This is a genomic window from Citrobacter sp. KTE151, from assembly GCF_000398845.1.
In the GTDB taxonomy this organism is placed as follows: Bacteria; Pseudomonadota; Gammaproteobacteria; order Enterobacterales; family Enterobacteriaceae; genus Citrobacter; species Citrobacter braakii.
Genome location: NZ_KB976069.1, coordinates 103,801 through 123,116, shown reverse-complemented (window position 1 = coordinate 123,116; position 19,316 = coordinate 103,801). Strand labels below are relative to the sequence as shown.

At 51.4% G+C, this 19,316-nt stretch carries 15 protein-coding genes; 10 read left to right on the top strand and 5 right to left on the bottom strand.

Translation table 11 applies throughout. The features are described from left to right. Positions 1–22 precede the first annotated feature (22 nt). Positions 23–1,378: an alpha-galactosidase gene (melA, locus tag WC7_RS00070; RefSeq protein WP_029139678.1), complete on the bottom strand. Its 1,356-nt coding sequence runs from the start codon at positions 1,376–1,378 to the stop codon at positions 23–25. A 269-nt stretch (positions 1,379–1,647) separates the two neighbouring features. Here melA and melR point away from each other — a divergent pair, with 269 nt between their 5' ends. From melR to pmrB, 7 genes are all read left to right on the top strand, one after another. Next, positions 1,648–2,580, top strand: coding sequence for a transcriptional regulator MelR (gene melR, locus WC7_RS00075; protein WP_016155413.1), 933 nt, complete (start codon positions 1,648–1,650; stop codon positions 2,578–2,580). 277 nt (positions 2,581–2,857) lie between these two features. Next, positions 2,858–5,125, top strand: coding sequence for an arginine decarboxylase (adiA, locus tag WC7_RS00080; protein WP_016155412.1), 2,268 nt, complete (start codon positions 2,858–2,860; stop codon positions 5,123–5,125). Between the two features lie 315 nt (positions 5,126–5,440). Next, on the top strand, positions 5,441–6,202 hold the full coding sequence (locus WC7_RS00085) for an AraC family transcriptional regulator (RefSeq protein ID WP_016155411.1): 762 nt from the start codon (positions 5,441–5,443) through the stop codon (positions 6,200–6,202). Between the two features lie 127 nt (positions 6,203–6,329). Beyond that, entirely contained in the window at positions 6,330–7,667 is a 1,338-nt protein-coding gene (gene adiC / locus WC7_RS00090; RefSeq protein WP_016155410.1) for an arginine/agmatine antiporter, read from the top strand. Positions 7,668–7,812: 145 nt separating this feature from the next. Further along, a complete protein-coding gene (gene eptA, locus WC7_RS00095; RefSeq protein ID WP_016155409.1) occupies positions 7,813–9,450 on the top strand; it encodes a phosphoethanolamine transferase EptA in 1,638 nt (545 codons plus the stop codon). A 4-nt stretch (positions 9,451–9,454) separates the two neighbouring features. Beyond that, positions 9,455–10,123, top strand: coding sequence for a two-component system response regulator PmrA (gene pmrA, locus WC7_RS00100; protein WP_016155408.1), 669 nt, complete (start codon positions 9,455–9,457; stop codon positions 10,121–10,123). Further along, entirely contained in the window at positions 10,124–11,206 is a 1,083-nt protein-coding gene (gene pmrB, locus WC7_RS00105) for a two-component system sensor histidine kinase PmrB (RefSeq protein ID WP_016155407.1), read from the top strand. On the opposite strand, the gene pmrR is transcribed toward pmrB, so the two are convergent. Beyond that, entirely contained in the window at positions 11,200–11,289 is a 90-nt protein-coding gene (pmrR, locus tag WC7_RS00110; protein ID WP_016155406.1) for an LpxT activity modulator PmrR, read from the bottom strand. The two genes, pmrB and pmrR, sit on opposite strands and share 7 nt — an antisense overlap. A gap of 82 nt (positions 11,290–11,371) precedes the next feature. Continuing rightward, positions 11,372–12,874 carry a glycine betaine/L-proline transporter ProP gene (proP, locus tag WC7_RS00115; RefSeq protein WP_016155405.1) on the bottom strand — a complete coding sequence of 501 codons (1,503 nt, stop codon included), beginning with the start codon at positions 12,872–12,874 and terminating at the stop codon, positions 11,372–11,374. 699 nt (positions 12,875–13,573) lie between these two features. On the opposite strand from proP, the gene kdgT reads away from it, so the two are divergent. Beyond that, a complete protein-coding gene (gene kdgT, locus WC7_RS00120; protein WP_016155404.1) occupies positions 13,574–14,572 on the top strand; it encodes a 2-keto-3-deoxygluconate transporter in 999 nt (332 codons plus the stop codon). 30 nt (positions 14,573–14,602) lie between these two features. On the opposite strand, the gene WC7_RS00125 is transcribed toward kdgT, so the two are convergent. Both WC7_RS00125 and crfC read right to left on the bottom strand, forming a co-directional pair. Continuing rightward, positions 14,603–15,496, bottom strand: coding sequence for a diguanylate cyclase regulator RdcB family protein (locus WC7_RS00125; protein WP_016155403.1), 894 nt, complete (start codon positions 15,494–15,496; stop codon positions 14,603–14,605). Continuing rightward, positions 15,493–17,850 carry a clamp-binding protein CrfC gene (crfC, locus tag WC7_RS00130; protein WP_016155402.1) on the bottom strand — a complete coding sequence of 786 codons (2,358 nt, stop codon included), beginning with the start codon at positions 17,848–17,850 and terminating at the stop codon, positions 15,493–15,495. The genes WC7_RS00125 and crfC overlap by 4 nt, the downstream gene beginning before the upstream one ends. A gap of 539 nt (positions 17,851–18,389) precedes the next feature. Between crfC and WC7_RS00135 the strand changes: the two genes are divergently transcribed. Next, positions 18,390–18,725: a zinc ribbon domain-containing protein YjdM gene (locus tag WC7_RS00135; protein ID WP_003031835.1), complete on the top strand. Its 336-nt coding sequence runs from the start codon at positions 18,390–18,392 to the stop codon at positions 18,723–18,725. 139 nt (positions 18,726–18,864) lie between these two features. Beyond that, on the top strand, positions 18,865–19,311 hold the full coding sequence (yjdN, locus tag WC7_RS00140; RefSeq protein WP_016155401.1) for a VOC family metalloprotein YjdN: 447 nt from the start codon (positions 18,865–18,867) through the stop codon (positions 19,309–19,311). Positions 19,312–19,316: the final 5 nt, after the last annotated feature.

Sequence of the window (19,316 nt, the reverse complement as noted above, 5' to 3'; positions counted from 1 at the left end):
CTCTGCCCGGCGTAATGGTGTGTTAACGGTGTAACCAGGCCGGCAGCCAGTCGCCATGAGACGCGATCAGGTCGTCCACCAGCGCATAAATCTCCTCAATCCCCAATACCGCGGCGGTATGCGGATCCATCATCGCCGCGTGATAAACGCGATCGCGATTTTCCGTCAGAATGGCTTCCGTTAGCAGGGTCTGAACATTGATATTGGTTTGCATCATGGCCGCCAAATGTGACGGGAGAGAACCCACCTTCGTTGGCTGGATACCATTCGCATCGACCAGGCAAGCCACCTCCACGCAACAGCCTTGCGGCAGGTTATCGATCAGATGGTCATTGCGAACGTTGCCATACACCACGCTCGGTTCACCGGTCCAGATAGCGTTCATGATAGTGCTGGCATATTCACGTGACGGTTTAATCTCGATCCGCGCCGCCGTTTTGTACTCTTCCAGCTCTTTGTTCCAGTTCGCCAGCTGTTCCACACAGCGTTTTGGATACTCATCCAGTGGAACCTTATAGCGCTCAATCAGATCCTCACGCCCTGGTTTGATAAACCACGGCGTATATTCCGCGAAATGCTCCGACGACTCAGTGACGAAATAGCCCAGCTTTTTGAACATTTCATAGCGCACAATGTTCTGACAACGGGTATTACCGTGAAGATTCGGTTTCGGCGCCTGACCAGATTCATAGGCCGCCAGCAGCTCCGGATAGAGATTCACATAAGCACCGTCAGCCGTTTTACGCTCAAGTTCCAGATAAAACGCCATATGGTTGATCCCGGCGCAGCGATAGCGCAAAGAGGCCGGGTCGATGTTCAAATCGCGGGCCAGTTCCTCCGCTGTCCCTTGCACCGAGTGACACAATCCAACCTGCTTAATATGCGGATAGCGCGCATACATTGCCCAGGTGTTCATCGCCATCGGGTTAACGTAGTTAAGCATCGTGGCCTGCGGGCAGACTTCGGTCATATCCTCACAAATCTGCCATAAATGCGGGATAGTGCGCAGCGCGCGCATAATGCCGCCTGGCCCCAACGTATCGGCAATCGTCTGCTCCAGACCATGACGTTTACACACCGCAAAATCGGTAACGGTACAAGGTTCATAGCCACCAATCTGGAAAGCGACCACCACAAAATCAGCATCCTGCAATGCCGCTTTTTGATCGGTATAGCAGGTGATACGCCCGGACGCGCCCGCTGAGTCCATCAACTTACGCACCACAATGTGTGACTCTTCCAGCCGAGTAGGATTGACGTCCATCAAGGCGATATGCGCAGATTTCAGCGCATCACGATGAAAGACGTCCCCGAGGATATTTTTGACGAAAATCGTGGAACCGGCGCCGATAAAGGTAATTTTGGGTGCAGACATCATGACTCTCCAGAACATTAGTGAACACAGTCATGGTGGCACAGCGCATAGATGAAAACTTCCGACTTCCCTGGCGAGCATTCCCATAAACTCAGATCGCCTCTTTGCCCCATACTGGATCTGAGTTTATGGGACAAAATTGCACAAAAAGCAGAGTATGCGGCCCCAAAATCTCACTATGCTCAATGATATCGGTCCGATTTGTGTCCTGATTCTCAGCCTTAATGCGCAGCAAATGACATGATTCTGATAATTCAGGAAATGGAGCAACCATGAGTACATTACCGACATCGCCTCTTCCCCCCGATCCGCACATGTGCAGCAGCGATGAAGAGCAAACCCGCAGCCCATTGTCGCTGTACTCAGAATATCAACGGATGGATATTGAGCTGCGCTCACCGCATGCTATGCCTGCCAGCCACTGGCATGGGCAGGTGGAGATTAATGTGCCGTTTGATGGCGACGTTGAGTACCTCATCAACAACGAAGTGGTGCAGATAAAACAGGGACACATTACGCTTTTCTGGGCCTGTACGCCGCATCAGCTCACGCGTCCGGGCAGCTGCCAAAGCATGGCTATCTTCAATTTACCGATGCACCTTTTCCTTTCCTGGCCGCTGGATCGCGAACTGATCAACCACGTTACCCATGGCATGGTCATCAAATCGCTGGCGTCGCAGCAGCTAAGCACCTTTGAAGTTCAACGCTGGCAACAGGAGCTGAGCAACCCGAACGAGCAAATTCGCCAGCTCGCCATTGATGAAATTGGTCTGATGCTCAAGCGGTTTAGCCTTTCCGGCTGGCAGCCAATCCTGGTCAATAAAACTTCGCGGACGCACAAAAACAGCGTTTCGCGGCACGCCCAGTTTTACGTAAGCCAGATGCTGAGTTTTATTGCCGATAACTACGATCAGGTGCTCACTATCAACGACGTCGCGGAACACGTGAAGCTCAACGCTAACTACGCGATGGGGATTTTCCAGCGCGTGATGCAACTCACCATGAAGCAGTACATCACCGCAATGCGGATCAATCACGTCCGCGCATTGCTTAGCGATACCGATAAAACCATTCTTGACGTCGCGTTGACCGCGGGATTCCGATCCAGCAGCCGTTTTTATGACACCTTCAGCAAGTTTGTCGGCATGTCGCCGCAGCAGTACCGCAAACTGAGCCAGCAGCGCCGGCAAACAATGGCTGGCTGAGCAGCCAGAAACCACCGGCGTTACCCCAGCCGACGATCCCTATCGTTCGCCGATATCAGTATCAGCCAAAAAAATATTCCCCCTGTCGATAAACAGCGGTGAAAAATCGCCAATAAGCAACCATAAGCATTTGTTTAAAAACAAATTAAACACAAATCAGACTATTTATCACCCGCTTTACAGCCCATTTTGTCAGGATAATACTTGCCTGCGTCACATTCATACGGTGTGTCTGCAATCCATAAATTGCAACCTTTCCACAACCGGGTAAAAGATGATGAAAGTATTAATTGTTGAAAGTGAGTTTCTGCATCAGGACACCTGGGTCGGTAGCGCTGTCGAACGTCTGGCTGACGCATTAAGCCGCCAAAATGTTACCGTCATTAAGTCCACCTCATTCGACGATGGTTACGCAATCCTCGCCGCTAATGAAGCCATTGATTGCCTGATGTTTAGCTATCAAATGGAACAACAAGACGAGCACCTGAACGTCAGGCAATTGATCGGCAAGCTCCACGAGCGCCAGCAAAACGTTCCCGTTTTCCTGCTGGGCGATCGCGAAAAAGCCACCGCATCGCTGGATCGCGACCTGCTGGAGCTTGTCGATGAATTCGCCTGGATTATGGAAGATACCGCAGACTTTATCGCCGGACGTGCCGTTGCGGCGATGACCCGTTACCGCCAGCAGCTTCTGCCGCCACTGTTCAGCGCGCTGATGAAGTACGGCGACATCCATGAATACTCCTGGGCGGCGCCTGGTCACCAGGGCGGTGTCGGATTTACCAAAACGCCGGCGGGTCGTTTTTACCATGATTACTACGGTGAAAACTTATTCCGTAGCGACATGGGTATTGAACGCGCATCGCTCGGCTCACTGCTTGATCATACCGGCGCATTTGGCGAGAGCGAAAAATATGCCGCCCGCGTGTTTGGCGCTGACCGATCCTGGTCCGTAGTGGTCGGGACTTCCGGCTCTAACCGCACCATCATGCAGGCTTGTATGACCGACAACGACGTCGTGGTGCTGGATCGTAACTGCCACAAATCTATCGAGCAGGGGTTGATCCTCACCGGCGCAAAACCGGTGTACATGGTGCCAAGTCGCAACCGGTACGGCATTATCGGCCCAATCTACCCGCAAGAAATGCAACCTGAAACATTGCAGAAAAAAATCAGCGAAAGCCCGCTGACCAAAGGCAAGGCCGGGCAAAAACCGTCTTACAGCGTTGTGACCAACTGTACTTATGACGGTGTTTGCTACAACGCCAAAGAGGCCCAGGACCTGCTCGCGCAAACCAGCGATCGCATCCACTTCGATGAGGCCTGGTACGGCTATGCCCGCTTTAACCCAATTTATGCCGATCACTACGCTATGCGTGGCGCGCCGGGCGATCATAACGGCCCTACCGTTTTTGCGACCCACTCGACCCACAAACTGCTGAACGCGCTCTCTCAGGCGTCTTACATTCACGTCCGTGAAGGCCGTGGGGCTGTGAACTTCTCCCGCTTTAACCAGGCGTACATGATGCACGCCACCACCTCTCCGCTGTATGCCATCTGCGCATCAAACGACGTGGCTGTCTCCATGATGGACGGCAACAGCGGTCTGTCGCTCACCCAGGAAGTGATCGACGAAGCGGTCGATTTCCGTCAGGCCATGGCGCGTTTGTACAAAGAATTTTCCGCCGAAGGCGACTGGTTCTTCAAACCGTGGAACAAAGAAGTGGTGACTGACCCGCAGACCGGCAAAACTTATGACTTTGCCGACGCGCCAACCCAACTCCTGACCACTGACCAGAACTGCTGGGTGATGCGTCCGGGTGAATCCTGGCACGGGTTTAAAGACCTGCCGGATAACTGGAGCATGCTGGACCCAATCAAAGTCAGTATTCTGGCGCCGGGGATGGGCGATGATGGCGAACTGGAAGAGAGCGGCGTACCGGCAGCGCTGGTCACCGCCTGGCTTGGCCGCCACGGTATCGTGCCGACCCGTACCACCGATTTCCAGATTATGTTCCTGTTCTCAATGGGGATTACCCGTGGGAAATGGGGCACGCTGATCAATACCCTGTGCTCATTCAAACACCATTACGATGCCAATACACCGCTGGCGCAGGTGATGCCAGAACTGGTTGAGGAACATCCTGACACTTACGCCAACATGGGCATTCACGATCTGGGCGACACCATGTTTGCCTGGCTGAAAGAGAACAACCCTGGCAGCCGACTCAACGCGGCCTACTCCGGCCTGCCTGTTGCTGAAATCACCCCGCGTGAAGCCTATAACGCGATAGTCAGCGATAACGTTGAGATGGTGGCCATTGAAAATCTGCCGGGTCGTATAGCTGCGAATTCCGTAATTCCTTACCCACCGGGAATTCCAATGCTGCTGTCCGGGGAAAACTTTGGCGACGCCAATAGCCCGCAGATTAGTTATCTACGTTCGTTGCAGTCCTGGGACCACCACTTCCCTGGATTTGAACATGAAACCGAAGGAACGGAAATTATTGACGGTGTATATCACGTCATGTGCGTGAAAGCATAATGTCACTTTATAGATAGTCCGATTTTTAAGGTAGACATGTCATGCTTGAGTAATTCCTGAGTATTGCTGCAAAACAATAACATTGTCATACCTTTTTGCGCGGGACCACCCCGCGCTTTTTTTATACGCAAATATCACGTTTCCACTTGCGTAAAAAAAAGTGTACATAAGAAAATTCCCACCAAACATTGTAATTAATTTCAGACACGTTATTTTAATGCGGTCCTGGATTCATCATACAATTTCAATTTAGCCGATATGGTTCATCTGATGGTGAGCTACGGTGTTTTATGTTCATATTCCTGGAGTTTGGGTATGAGGGTTTGCAGCAGAGCAGCTTGTGTTGTTGTATTAACGGAGAAGGATGTTTGGTTAAGGATTAACGGTAAAGAAGCCATCAGCTTAAAAGCTAATCATATGGCGCTGGTAGCATGCGATAATAATATTATCGATTTCTCATCACTTAATAACGCACTGGTCGTACATATCAGCCGTGATATCATTAAAGACTATCTACGTTTTTTAAATAAAGACCTTTCACAGATCCCACTCTGGCAACGCAGTGCCAACCCAGTGATGACCGCCGTCTGTCTGACGCCGGATGTCTTCCGGGTGGCTGCCCAATATAGCGTAATGGACACAATGGACGAAGGTGAAAGTGTGCGCACGCGCTCGCTACTGTTCACGGTATTATCACGCTTTCTCGGCAGCAAAAAGTTTATTTCTCTGCTCATGCATATACTACGCAGTCGTATCAGCGACAGCGTTTATCACATTATTGAGAGCGATATACATAAAGACTGGAATTTAAGCATGGTTGCCAGTTGCTTATGCCTGAGCCCCAGTTTGTTAAAGAAAAAGCTCAAAAGTGAAAATACAAGTTACAGCCAAATAATTACCACGTGTCGCATGCGTTATGCCGTCAATCAATTATTGATGGATGGCAAAAACATTTCCCAGGTCTCTCAACTGTGCGGATATAACAGTACCTCGTACTTTATTTCCGTATTCAAAGAGTTCTATGGGATGACGCCTCTGCATTATGTCAGTCAACATAGGGAGCCATCCGCTGCCTGATTTTTAATCAGTTAGCGATAAGCCATAATAATATCAGCATTAGCGATACCCCCAGTCCGCCATCATAAAATAGTCTTCTGAAGAGGTATGATAAGACGTCATTTATCCTTATCAGGAGTTACTAAATATGTCGACGGATGCTGATGCTCACAAAGTGGGCTTAATCCCCGTCACCCTTATGGTGTCGGGGAATATTATGGGTTCCGGTGTATTCCTGCTACCCGCAAACCTTGCGTCAACTGGCGGGATTGCAATCTACGGATGGTTGGTCACTATTATCGGTGCTTTGGCGCTGTCGATGGTGTACGCGAAAATGTCGTCCTTAGACTCCAGTCCCGGTGGTTCTTACGCTTATGCCCGCCGCTGTTTCGGTCCTTTTTTGGGCTACCAGACCAACGTCCTGTACTGGCTGGCTTGCTGGATTGGTAACATCGCCATGGTGGTTATTGGCGTCGGTTACCTGAGCTACTTCTTCCCCATCTTAAAAGATCCGCTGGTCCTGACGCTGACCTGCGTCGTGGTACTGTGGATCTTCGTATTGCTGAACATTGTCGGACCAAAAATGATCACCCGTGTACAGGCCGTCGCAACGGTACTGGCGCTGGTACCAATTGTCGGTATTGCCGTCTTCGGCTGGTTCTGGTTCCGGGGTGAAACCTATATGGCGGCATGGAACGTCAGCGGCATGAACACCTTCGGTGCGATTCAAAGCACTCTGAACGTAACCTTGTGGTCATTTATCGGCGTGGAAAGCGCCTCCGTCGCGGCAGGTGTGGTTAAAAATCCCAAACGTAACGTGCCTATCGCCACCATGGGCGGCGTGCTGATTGCCGCCGTTTGCTATGTGCTCTCCACCACGGCGATTATGGGTATGATCCCTAACGCGGCGCTACGTGTTTCAGCCTCCCCGTTCGGTGATGCCGCACGCATGGCGCTGGGTGACACCGCTGGGGCGATAGTCTCCTTCTGTGCCGCGGCCGGGTGCCTGGGTTCCTTGGGCGGCTGGACGCTGCTTGCCGGGCAAACCGCCAAAGCGGCAGCCGATGACGGCCTGTTCCCACCGATTTTTGCCCGCGTTAACAAAGCCGGTACGCCGGTAGCCGGGTTAATTATCGTCGGCGTTCTGATGACCATCTTCCAGTTCAGCAGCATGTCGCCAAACGCTGCGAAAGAGTTTGGTCTGGTCTCTTCGGTCTCCGTTATCTTCACGCTGGTGCCGTATCTGTACACCTGCGCCGCGCTGCTGCTGCTCGGCCATGGTCACTTTGGTAAAGCGCGTCCGATGTACTTACTGGTGACCTTTATCGCTTTTGTTTACTGCATTTGGGCGGTTGTCGGTTCCGGTGCCAAAGAGGTGATGTGGTCATTCGTCACACTGATGATCATCACCGCGCTGTATGCACTGAACTACAATCGGATCCATAAAAACCCATATCCATTGGATGCTCCGGTAAACAATAACTAACGCAAACAGTCGTCGTTGCCCGATGGCGTAAGTTCATCGGGCCAACGCCGCCCCCCGCGATTCCTGAAATCAACATTAAGAACTTAAGGTTAGCTTAATTTTACTTTGAGAGGATTTGTAGCACTTAGTCGATGGAACCCCCTTAATGTTAAAGCACCTGTTTAAAAGACCCACTCTCGGGCTAATCAGCTGGCTTCTCCTGATCTCATTTTATCTTGCGACTTTCCTGAACATTGCGTTCTATAAACAAGTGCTGCAAGCCCTGCCGCTGGATTCCGTGCGTAACGTGCTGGTGTTTTTGTCGATGCCGGTCGTCGCTTTCAGCGTCATGAACATTGTGCTGACGCTGGCCTCATTCCTGTGGCTTAATCGCCTGGTGGCCTGCGTTTTCATTCTGGTTGGCGCATCGGCCCAATATTTCATCATGACCTACGGCATCATCATTGACCGCTCGATGATCGCCAATATGATGGACACCACACCCGCCGAAACCTTTGCTTTGCTGACGCCGCAAATGCTCATCACGCTCGGAGTGAGCGGCATTCTCGCCGCGCTCATTGCCTGCTGGATAAGAATCAAACCGATCGCCCCGGCCATGCGCAGCGTACTGTTCCGTGGCGCGAATATTCTGATCTCCGCGCTGCTGATCGTGCTGGTCGCCGCGTTCTTCTACAAAGATTACGCCTCACTGTTTCGCAACAATAAAGAACTGGTGAAATCCCTCAGCCCATCCAACAGCATTGTGGCGACCTCTTCCTGGTATTCACACCAAAGGCTGGCCCACCTGCCGCTGGTGCGCATTGGCGAAGACGCCCATCGCAATCCGTTGATGGTGAAAGAAAAGCGTAAGAACCTGACGATTGTGGTTCTCGGCGAGACCTCACGCGGCGATAACTTCTCGCTGTCAGGCTATTCGCGCCAGACCAACCCGTTGCTGGAAAAAGATGATGTAGTCTATTTCCCCCGCACCACATCCTGCGGAACGGCAACGGCAGTATCTGTCCCCTGCATGTTCTCGGGTATGCCACGCGCGCACTACGATGAAGAACTGGCGCAGCATCAGGAAGGCGTGCTCGACATTATTCAGCGGGCGGGAATTAACGTTCTGTGGAACGATAACGACGGCGGCTGCAAAGGGGCATGCGACCGGGTACCGCACCAGAATATGACTAAGCTGAACCTGCCAGGGCAGTGTATTGACGGGGAATGCTACGATGACGTGCTGTTCCACGGGCTGGAAGAGTACATTAATAACCTGCAAGGCGACGGCGTGATTGTGCTGCACACCATCGGCAGCCACGGTCCGACCTATTACAACCGCTATCCTGCGCAGTTCAAGAAATTTACGCCAACCTGTGACACCAACGAAATCCAGACGTGTTCACAGCAACAGTTGGTCAATACCTATGACAACACCATTCTTTACGTCGACTATATTGTTGATAAAGCAATCAATATACTGAAAGAGCATCAGGATAATTTTACCACCAGCCTGGTCTACCTTTCCGATCACGGTGAATCCTTAGGGGAAAATGGCATCTATTTACACGGCCTGCCGTATTCGATTGCACCAGATACGCAAAAACATGTGCCGATGCTGCTGTGGCTCTCAGAAGATTATCAGCAACGCTATCAAGTCTCTCAGGCATGTTTGCAAAAACGGGCAGGCTCAGAGGACTTCTCACAGGATAATTTCTTCTCAACCCTGCTGGGATTAACAGGCGTGCAAACACAGAAATATCAGGCGGCAGATGATATTCTGCAACCCTGCCGGGGAGGCTAAACGAATGAAAATTCTGATTGTTGAAGACGATACGTTGTTATTACAGGGACTGATACTCGCCGCGCAAACAGAAGGCTATGCCTGCGACGGCGTATCAACGGCCCGTGCCGCGGAGCAGTGTCTGGAGACCGGCCATTACAGTCTGGTGGTTCTGGACCTGGGCTTACCGGATGAAGACGGCCTGCACTTCCTGAACCGCATCAGACAGAAAAAATACACCGTGCCAGTGCTTATCCTCACCGCCCGCGATACGGTGAAAGACCGGGTCAGCGGGCTGGACGTTGGCGCCGATGACTATCTGGTCAAACCGTTCGCACTGGAAGAACTGCATGCCCGCATCCGGGCGCTGCTGCGTCGTCATAACAATCAGGGTGAAAGTGAACTCATTGTCAGTAACCTGACGCTGAATATCGGTCGTCGCCAGGTGTGGATGGATGGACAAGAGGTTATCTTAACGCCGAAAGAATACGCACTCCTGTCGCGCCTGATGCTTAAAGCGGGCAGCCCGGTACACCGGGAGATCCTGTATAACGACATCTACAGCTGGGATAACGAACCGTCGACCAATACGCTGGAAGTGCACATTCACAACCTGCGGGACAAAGTGGGTAAATCACGTATCCGCACAGTCAGGGGATTTGGCTATATGCTGGTTGCCACTGAGGAAAGCTAAGTGAAGCTACTGCAATATCTAAAAAAACCGCTCCCGCTGCGTCATCGCCTGATGCTGACCATCGGTCTTATTCTGCTGGTCTTCCAGTTGATTAGCACCTTCTGGTTGTGGCACGAAAGCACCGAACAAATACAGCTATTCGAACAGGCGTTACGCGAAAATCGTAACAACGATCGCCACATCCTGCATGAAATCCGCGAGGCCATCGCCAGCCTGATCGTCCCCGGTATCTTTATGGTCAGCCTGACGCTGCTGATTTGCTACCAGGCAGTGCGGCGTATTACTCGCCCGCTGGCGGATCTGCAAAAAGAGTTAGAAACGCGGGCAGCCGATAACCTTGCTCCGATTGAAGTTCACAGTTCAACCGTTGAGATCCAGGCGGTCGTCTCAGCGCTCAACGAGCTGGTGACGCGGCTGACGAGCACCATTGAAAACGAGCGCTTATTTACCGCCGATGTCGCCCACGAACTGCGCACTCCACTGTCAGGCGTTCGCCTGCATCTGGAATTACTATCCAAAACCCATAAGGTCGACGTTTCACCGTTAATTGCCCGCCTTGACCAAATGATGGACAGCGTGTCGCAACTGCTGCAACTCGCCCGCGTTGGACAGTCGTTCTCGGCCGGGAGCTACCAGCACGTCAAACTGCTGGAGGACGTGATTTTGCCCTCCTACGATGAACTCAGCACCATGCTGGACCAGCGTCAGCAGACGCTGCTCCTACCGCAAAGCACGGCGGACGTTGTCGTACGTGGCGATGCGACACTATTACGAATGCTGCTGCGAAATCTGGTGGAGAACGCGCATCGTTACAGCCCGGAAGGCACCCATATTACGATTAGCCTGAATACAGAGCATGATGCCGTTATCGCCGTCGAAGATGAAGGCCCTGGCATTGATGAGAGTAAATGCGGGGAGCTGAGTAAAGCGTTTGTGCGTATGGACAGCCGTTTTGGCGGGATTGGGCTGGGGCTGAGCATTGTCAGTCGTATCACCCAGTTACATCACGGGCATTTCTATTTGCAAAATCGTCAGGGAACCACCGGTACTCGCGCTTGGGTGGAATTAGCGAAAGGTCAGTAAGAACTCACCCAAACGTACAAAAAGCTGCTGACGATCAGCACGCTGCACACGGTGGTCAAACTTTCATAAATGCGGTTTTTCATGACACTCTCCTCCAATACTCTGGAGGAGAGTTTGCCTGACACAGATTAAGCCAACCTTAAGTGGATATGATAAATCACATGATTACTCATCAATCCGCGGATGCTGCTGCACCAGGCGCGTACGCTTAAGCTGCAGCTCAGCAATTTCCTGATCGATATCTTCGATTTTATGCTCAATATTATCGTAGTGCTCGCCGAGGAGCTCTTTCGCTTCATGAATATCCGAAGCGGCAGGCGTAGCCCCCTTCAGCGGCTGATTAGCCGTCTCTTTCATGGTCACGCCGGTAATTAAACCTATCACCGCAATCACCATCAGATAATAAGCAGGCATCATCAGATTCTGCGAGCTTTCCACCAGCCATGCGGCCAACGTCGGTGTCAGACCGGCGACCAATACCGAGATATTAAACGCTGCGGCCAGGGCACTGTAGCGAATATGCGTCGGGAACATCGCTGGTAACGTTGACGCCATCACCCCGGTAAAGCAGTTGAGGATCACCGCCAGCATCAGCAACCCGGCGAAAATCAGGCCGATGACGTTACTGTTAATCAGAATAAATGCCGGAATAGCCAGCACAAACAGCGCAATACTGCCCATAATCACAAACGGACGGCGTCCGAAGCGGTCGCTGAGCAGACCCATCACCGGCTGCACAAACAGCATACCAATCATGATGGCGATAATAATCAGCACGCCGTGGTCTTCAGAGTAATGCAGGTTATGCGACAGGTAGCTCGGCATATAGGTGAGCAGCATGTAGTAGGTGACGTTGGTGGCAATCACCAGACCAATACATGCCAGCAGGCTGCGCCAGTGCCTGGTCGCAATCTCTTTAAACGACACCTTCGGACCGTCCTGCAGTCCCTGACGATCGCCCTGCTCCAGTTTATCCACGTGCTGCTGGAACGCCGGAGTCTCTTCCAGTGCATGACGCAGGTACAGGCCAATAAGCCCTAACGGTAGCGCCAGGAAGAACGGAATACGCCAGCCCCACTCAAGGAAGTTTTCTTCGCCGACGATAGTTGAGATCAGGACTACCACGCCCGCACCCAGCACAAACCCGGCAATCGAGCCGAAGTCCAGCCAGCTGCCCATAAATCCGCGCTTACGGTCTGGCGAGTACTCTGCGACAAAAATCGACGCCCCGGTATACTCTCCGCCGACCGAGAACCCCTGCGCCATTTTACACAGCAACAGCAGAATCGGCGCCCAGATACCAATCGAGGCATACGAGGGAATGAGACCGATACAGAAGGTACTTATCGACATAATCACAATGGTGATAGCGAGGATCTTCTGACGACCGTATTTATCGCCAAGCATACCGAAGAACAATCCGCCAAGCGGTCGAATCAGAAAGGGAACAGAGAAGGTGGCAAGTGCAGCAACCATCTGTACGCTGGGGTCAGCCCCCGGGAAGAACACTTTACCTAATGCGTAAGCAACAAACCCATAAACACCAAAATCAAACCACTCCATCGCATTACCTAACGACGCCGCGGTAATGGCTTTTCGCAGTTTACCGTCATCAATGATGGTAACGTCGCGCAGCGTAATTGGTTTTATTTTTTTCCTTTTTAGCATACTCGTCCTCATAGACTTAGCCCTGTCACGCTACAGATCGAGTCCCTCAACGCCCCTGCGTCAAGGTCATCACCGAGCGGGGAATGCACAGACGCATTCCCTGTAACAAGCGTAGCAGGTTTACTTACACTGACGAGAAACGAGCAGTACAACCGAACCTGTTGACGCCTGATTGGGCGGTTAATGACCTCTTTACCCTAACAGTGTTTAAATTTGTGATCAACTTCACATATAGATTTCCATTTCGTCAACATGCGTAAATCAGGTCATTCTTAGTCAACTTTTTAACATGTAATGCTTGCGATTTTCTGGCAATTAAATACAAGAATAAATCGCTTTGTTGCACCAACAATCACAACAGTCACTATTATTCTGCTAGCCAAAAACCCACCTAATCTCTTCACAAAAAGATCACAGCTTTTTTAATAATCAGAGCACTCAGGAACTTTTGCTCGGAATATGTGATGAAGATAACTAAAACATCGTTTTATTTTGATTGAATCAATGTTCCCATGAATGCAAACTAATTCCAGACGCAATATCCCTGGGAGCAGCAACACGCTCAACGTATGCCGCGTTAGATTTTATAAAACAAAGAGATAGCTGTTTTCTTTGTTAAGAAATACCAGTAACCATTTGAATTTATTAATTTTTATTTTCTTTCGCGTGTATTACCTGCGACAAGAGATGAGGACGCTTATGAAAATTAAAGCCACGATTGAACGCATCCCTGGCGGAATGATGTTGATTCCTCTGTTATTAGGCGCAGTGTTAAATACGTTAGCTCCGGATACCGGTGCGTATTTCGGTTCGTTTACCAAAGGAATGATCAGCGGAACGGTGCCGATTCTGGCAGTGTGGTTTTTTTGTATCGGTGCATCGATTGATTTACGAGCAACCGGCACGGTATTACGCAAATCCGGCACACTGGTATTAACTAAAATAGCCGTGGCATGGGTAGTGGCAATGATTGCTGCTTCATTTATTCCTGATACCGGTATTCAAACCGGGTTCTTTGCCGGTCTTTCGGTACTGGCAATTGTTTCAGCGATGGACATGACCAACGGCGGTTTGTACGCCAGCCTGATGAACCAGTACGGAACCAAAGAAGAGTCTGGCGCATTTGTGTTGATGTCTCTGGAATCCGGTCCGTTAATGACCATGGTGATCCTCGGCTCCGCGGGTCTGGCGTCCTTCGAACCACACCATTTTGTCGGCGCGGTATTACCGTTCCTGATTGGTTTTGCGTTGGGTAACCTGGATCACGATCTGCGTTCCTTCTTCAGTAAAGCCACGCCGGTGCTGATCCCGTTCTTCGGCTTCGCGCTGGGCAACACGATTAACCTGAGCGTCATCGTTGATACGGGTCTGCTGGGCATCCTGCTGGGCGTCGCGGTTATCGTCATCACCGGTATTCCGCTGATTATTGCTGACCGCGTTATTGGTGGCGGGAACGGTACGGCAGGCGTAGCAGCCTCTTCTGCGGCCGGCGCTGCAGTGGCAAACCCGGTGATTATCGCCCAGATTAACCCGGCATTTGAACCGGTTGCCGCATCCGCTACGGCGCTGGTTGCCGCCAGCGTGATAGTCACCGCGATTCTGGTGCCGATTATCACCGCGCTGTATGCCAAACGTTTTAATAAAAACCCTGTCGTCAATGAGACGGCGGCTACCCCGGCAGACTCCCTGAACCACTAAACCTGCCTTTATCCCACTCACCGTTCCTGCTCAATTGATGAGCGGGGACGGTGCAAAAATCTCCTCAACCATCGCATCAACCAGGCGCTTCGCCGAACACAATCTCGGCATGCCCAACGCCACATTTTGCCAACGCTGCGTCACCGACCAGCTCACCGGATGACGCTGCGCATCGCACCAGTCTCCGAGCCAGCTCAACATATCGTTGTGCTCACCCGAGCCGCCAACAACCGGCGTGCTGAGCCAATGATGATAGTAATGACGCGTGGCGGGGGCCGCATTCACGCTGTCTGCCAGCGCCTGAGCAGCCATCGTTCGCAGGTTGTCTTTTAGCATTGATACCACATCGGCATTTGCTAACCGGCAGGCGTCACCAAAGGCTCCCCAACGCAGCTCCTCTAACGCCACAAAACAGCGTCCAGGTAACGACCAGCCGTCATACGCGCCAGCCCGCCAGCGGGTAAAAATTTGCTCGCTATGTTCGCCCGCTTGCACCGTCAGGCCGCGTTGCGTCACCGCCTTCTCTTTATAAGCGCCGCGCTGGGTAAACCAGTCAGCGAGTGAATTTATCTGCTGCAGAAGACCGGGCGTGGAGAGTCCACGCGGGTGTTCGGTTTGTTGTAAAAACATCAACCCTTCGGCGATCCGTACCAGCGCCAGATGGCCCGGATCGATCATGCCCGCCAGTTTTTCCACCAGTTTTAGACGCATCACCAGATGCTCGCTGGACACACCTGCCAACACCCATGCTCGCAGTTGCGTCTGGGATAACACCTCCTGCGTCAGACGCGCACGCAGCCGCTGCTGTTGTTGCAGAAAACCGCCGGAACGTTTGGTTTCATCTCCCTGAACCAGATCGACCATAAACTTCGGGTAGACACACTCCAGCGTCCGCCCGGGGCCTTCCAGTAACACGTTAGTCATGTGTGCTCGGTTGCAAAAAGGGTATTGATATCGTCGCGCAGCAAACGGGAATCTTCATAAAGCCATGCCGCAGTCGTAATGCGATGCTGCAGTTGTTCGTTCAAGGCATTCACCGCAGATTCATTTTGCTGGCGCAGGGTCAGACTCTCACGCAGGCTCGCCTGTAATTGCGTCAAACACAGTGAAAAATCAGCAAAAAACGTGGCCATGCCTGCCGTAACGGAAATATCGACCTGCGCAGCTAAAGCTTTACGAATTTGTTGGCAAAACTGGGTGACATAGTGCACAAGGTTCTTATGCAGTGCGCCCATATCAATGAGATAACGCGTTTTTGTTTCGACGTACTCATTCCATCCCCAGTTGGGCTGATTCAACCAGCGAGAGAAGGTATCACGCACCACACCGCCAGTTGACGGCGCATTTTCCGCCGGAATATCCTGCTCAATGGCCTCGTTGAACAACTGGCGGGTGTTGAAGTTAAACATCGCCGCATGAAACGCCGGAAAACGGATCCGCGCACGAAAACCAGCGTGGTTCAGCTCCTCTTTCACCCGCTGCTCAATGGGGCGCATGGCGTCATTTAGCGCCCGGGACAGCGTCGACTCAAGCTGTTCAAAGCGCAGAGCTAAATCCCGACTGATGCTTTCCTGCGCTGCCAGCAAGACAACTTCACAGGACGAGCGCATTTTATCCAGCACGATTTTCGCCTGCCCTTCATCGTGCAACACCAGCATTTCTCCGGCCATTTCTGCCGAGGAAACGCCAGCCCCCTGGCCATGTTGTGACATCATCAGGACGTTTTCTTTGATAAAGAACGTGTTGATGCCACACAGAATCTCAGTCTGTTGCTCATTGAGATAGGCCGCGGCAGCCTCCAGCGCCAGCTCGACCTCATGACTGACTTCATCACTCACCCGCCCCTGACTCACTTCTAACTGCTGCATATCCTCTTCAATATGCGTGATGTTCAGCCGCAGTTTTTCATAGGCAACCGTTAACCCATGGGCGCGAAACTCCAGATATTCGTGCGCGCTTTGCGCATAGTTCAATAACTTATGCGACGCTGAGCGTAGCGCATACAGCGAAGCATTGGCGTAAGCGGCATGAATCACTTTCTGGATCGGCTGCTCAAACAGCGAATCCTCCCACAACAGATCGGCTGCATGGCGGATGTGCTCCGTATCCTCAAGATCGTTGGTGCACCAGCGTCGGCCAAGCGCCGCTTCGGCAAAATCCTGTACCCAACGTTGCACCTGGTGATCCGGCAGACGCCCGCGAGCCATCAGCTCATGACGCGCCCTGTTCGCCAGATATCCCCACATCGAAGAAACCGGATAGATTCGCTCCGGGGCAATCCCACCTTGCATCAGCGTGCCGGAAATTAATGCCCGCACCTGCTCTTCATCGTCACTGTTGCGGTCTTTCTGATCGAATTTGTTCACCAGCGCATACAGCGGCACTGACTTGCCGACCGCCATGATCGCGTGGCGCACTTCTTCATCGGAAATCGATTTCAGTTGGGTGTAATCCATCACCACCAGTACCGCAGAAGCCCGCGCCAACTGTTCATTCAGCATCTTCTGTAAGTGCGGTTGCCCGGCCTCATTCGGCCCCGGCGTATCCAGCAGGGTTAATTGCCCAGGATAGCTCGCCTGACCGGCCAAATGGACAAATTCGACCTCGATAACCGGAATATGCTCAATCGCGGCATAGGCGGCAAAAGGAAAATCCACTTCCAGTGCTTTTGACAAACGCACCAGGTCATTCAGACTTTTAAGGCAATGGAAAATAGGCTGTGCGCCAAGATAATACCGCTCAAATGCCACGCCGTTTTCAATATGCTGCAGCAGGACATTCATATCCTTATCAATTTCCAGGGTCTGCGTAAGACGCTGGCGATCGCACTCGCGTACGCGCTGCTGTAAAACCTTCATTAAGGCATCGATAGGCGTGACATGTGAAAAATGCAACACCGGCTCTTTCTGCCCCGGCGTATGGCGAATTAGCGTTGGTAGCGCCGTCATGGGACGATTACGATTAGGTAAAACTTCGGTCCCTACAATCGCGTTAATCGTCGTCGATTTTCCCGCTTTCATGGTACCGACAATCGCCAGCACCATTTCCAGACGCGTAATCTTACGCAGTTCATTATTGAGCGTTGCCTGCTGGACATCCATGCCACGCACGCTGAAATGCAGGGGCTGAACCACCTGTCTGCTATGCTCTCCTTGTTTTAGCGCGACATCATCCAACGACGTCATAGGCAATTTTTGCAATTGCCTGAGATGTTCAAGCGAGAGCATCAGCAAGCGTTCCGCTTCCTGACTTAATTCATATATTGTCTGTGTGTGCATGGAAAATTCTTCCTTAACGCAAATGGCATTACTTTTATTTAGCCCAATCGTTTTATTTATAGATTTTTTGGCTTTTATAATTACGTGTAGAAATAATTAAAATCAAAACAACCAACTGATATTATTAAAATAAATTTGGCGTATAACCGCTGGCCGGATGCCTCTCACTTATGTAATAAGTAAGAAAGATAAACAGCGTAGTTCAGTTTTAAAAAATACCCGCGTAATTCCCCTACTAAAATTAAGGGGGTCAATGATATTCAATCACAATGGCTTAGGCATCCGTAAGCAACGTTACCTATGAATATCAGATATTTCGCCTCACCTTATCTTAAATACCTAAGCGTAGCAATTTCCCTTAAAAAATATTCCGCCATACTTTCATTGAGGTAAAAGCAAAGGGTCTTTACAGCAGATCATTTTGCATAATCACGCAGTAGTCCCGACAAAAGCAGGGATTTTATGTATAATTGCGGCCTTTTTCGGCAATCTGCCATTTTTGGGCGCATTTGCCCCTGCTGACTTTTGAGGAAATCCACATGTCATTACCACACTGCCCACAATGCAACTCCGAATACACTTACGAAGATAACGGCATGTTCATCTGCCCGGAATGCGCTCACGAATGGAACGATGCTGAACCGGCTCAGGACAGCGACGAACTGATCGTTAAAGATGCCAACGGCAACCTGCTGGCTGACGGCGACAGCGTTACCGTAGTGAAAGACCTGAAGGTAAAAGGTAGCTCTTCCATGTTGAAGATCGGGACCAAAGTGAAGAACATCCGTCTGGTTGAAGGCGACCACAACATCGATTGCAAAATCGATGGCTTTGGCCCTATGAAGCTGAAATCTGAGTTTGTGAAAAAGAACTGATGCAAATTGCCTGATGGCGCTACGTCAATCAGGCCGATGCCAGCTCATCTGCCAGGCGGGAAGCTCATACTTCCCGCCTGGCTTATTTTTGCAGACGATAACTACACTTAACTGGTTTCTTTTACCTGAGGTAAAGATTATGCCGTTAAGTCCCTATATCTCCTTCGCAGGCAACTGCGCTGATGCTATCGCCTACTACCAAAAAACATTAGGCGCTGAGCTACTCTACAAAATCAACTTCGGTGAAATGCCCAAACCGGCGCAGAACAGCGAAGAGGGTTGCCCTTCAGGCATGAAATTCCCCGATACCGCCATTGCCCACGCCAACCTGCGCGTTGCGGGCAGCGACATCATGATGAGCGATAGCGCCCCCGACGGAAATGCCCACTACTCTGGCTTTACGCTGGTACTCGACACGCAAAACGTCGACGAAGGCAAACGCTGGTTTGATAACCTGGCAGCAAACGGAAAAATCGAAATGGACTGGCAGGAAACCTTCTGGGCTCATGGTTTCGGTAAAGTGAGCGATCGGTATGGCGTACCGTGGATGATCAACGTCGTCAAACAGCAGCAACCTACAGAGTAATCCAA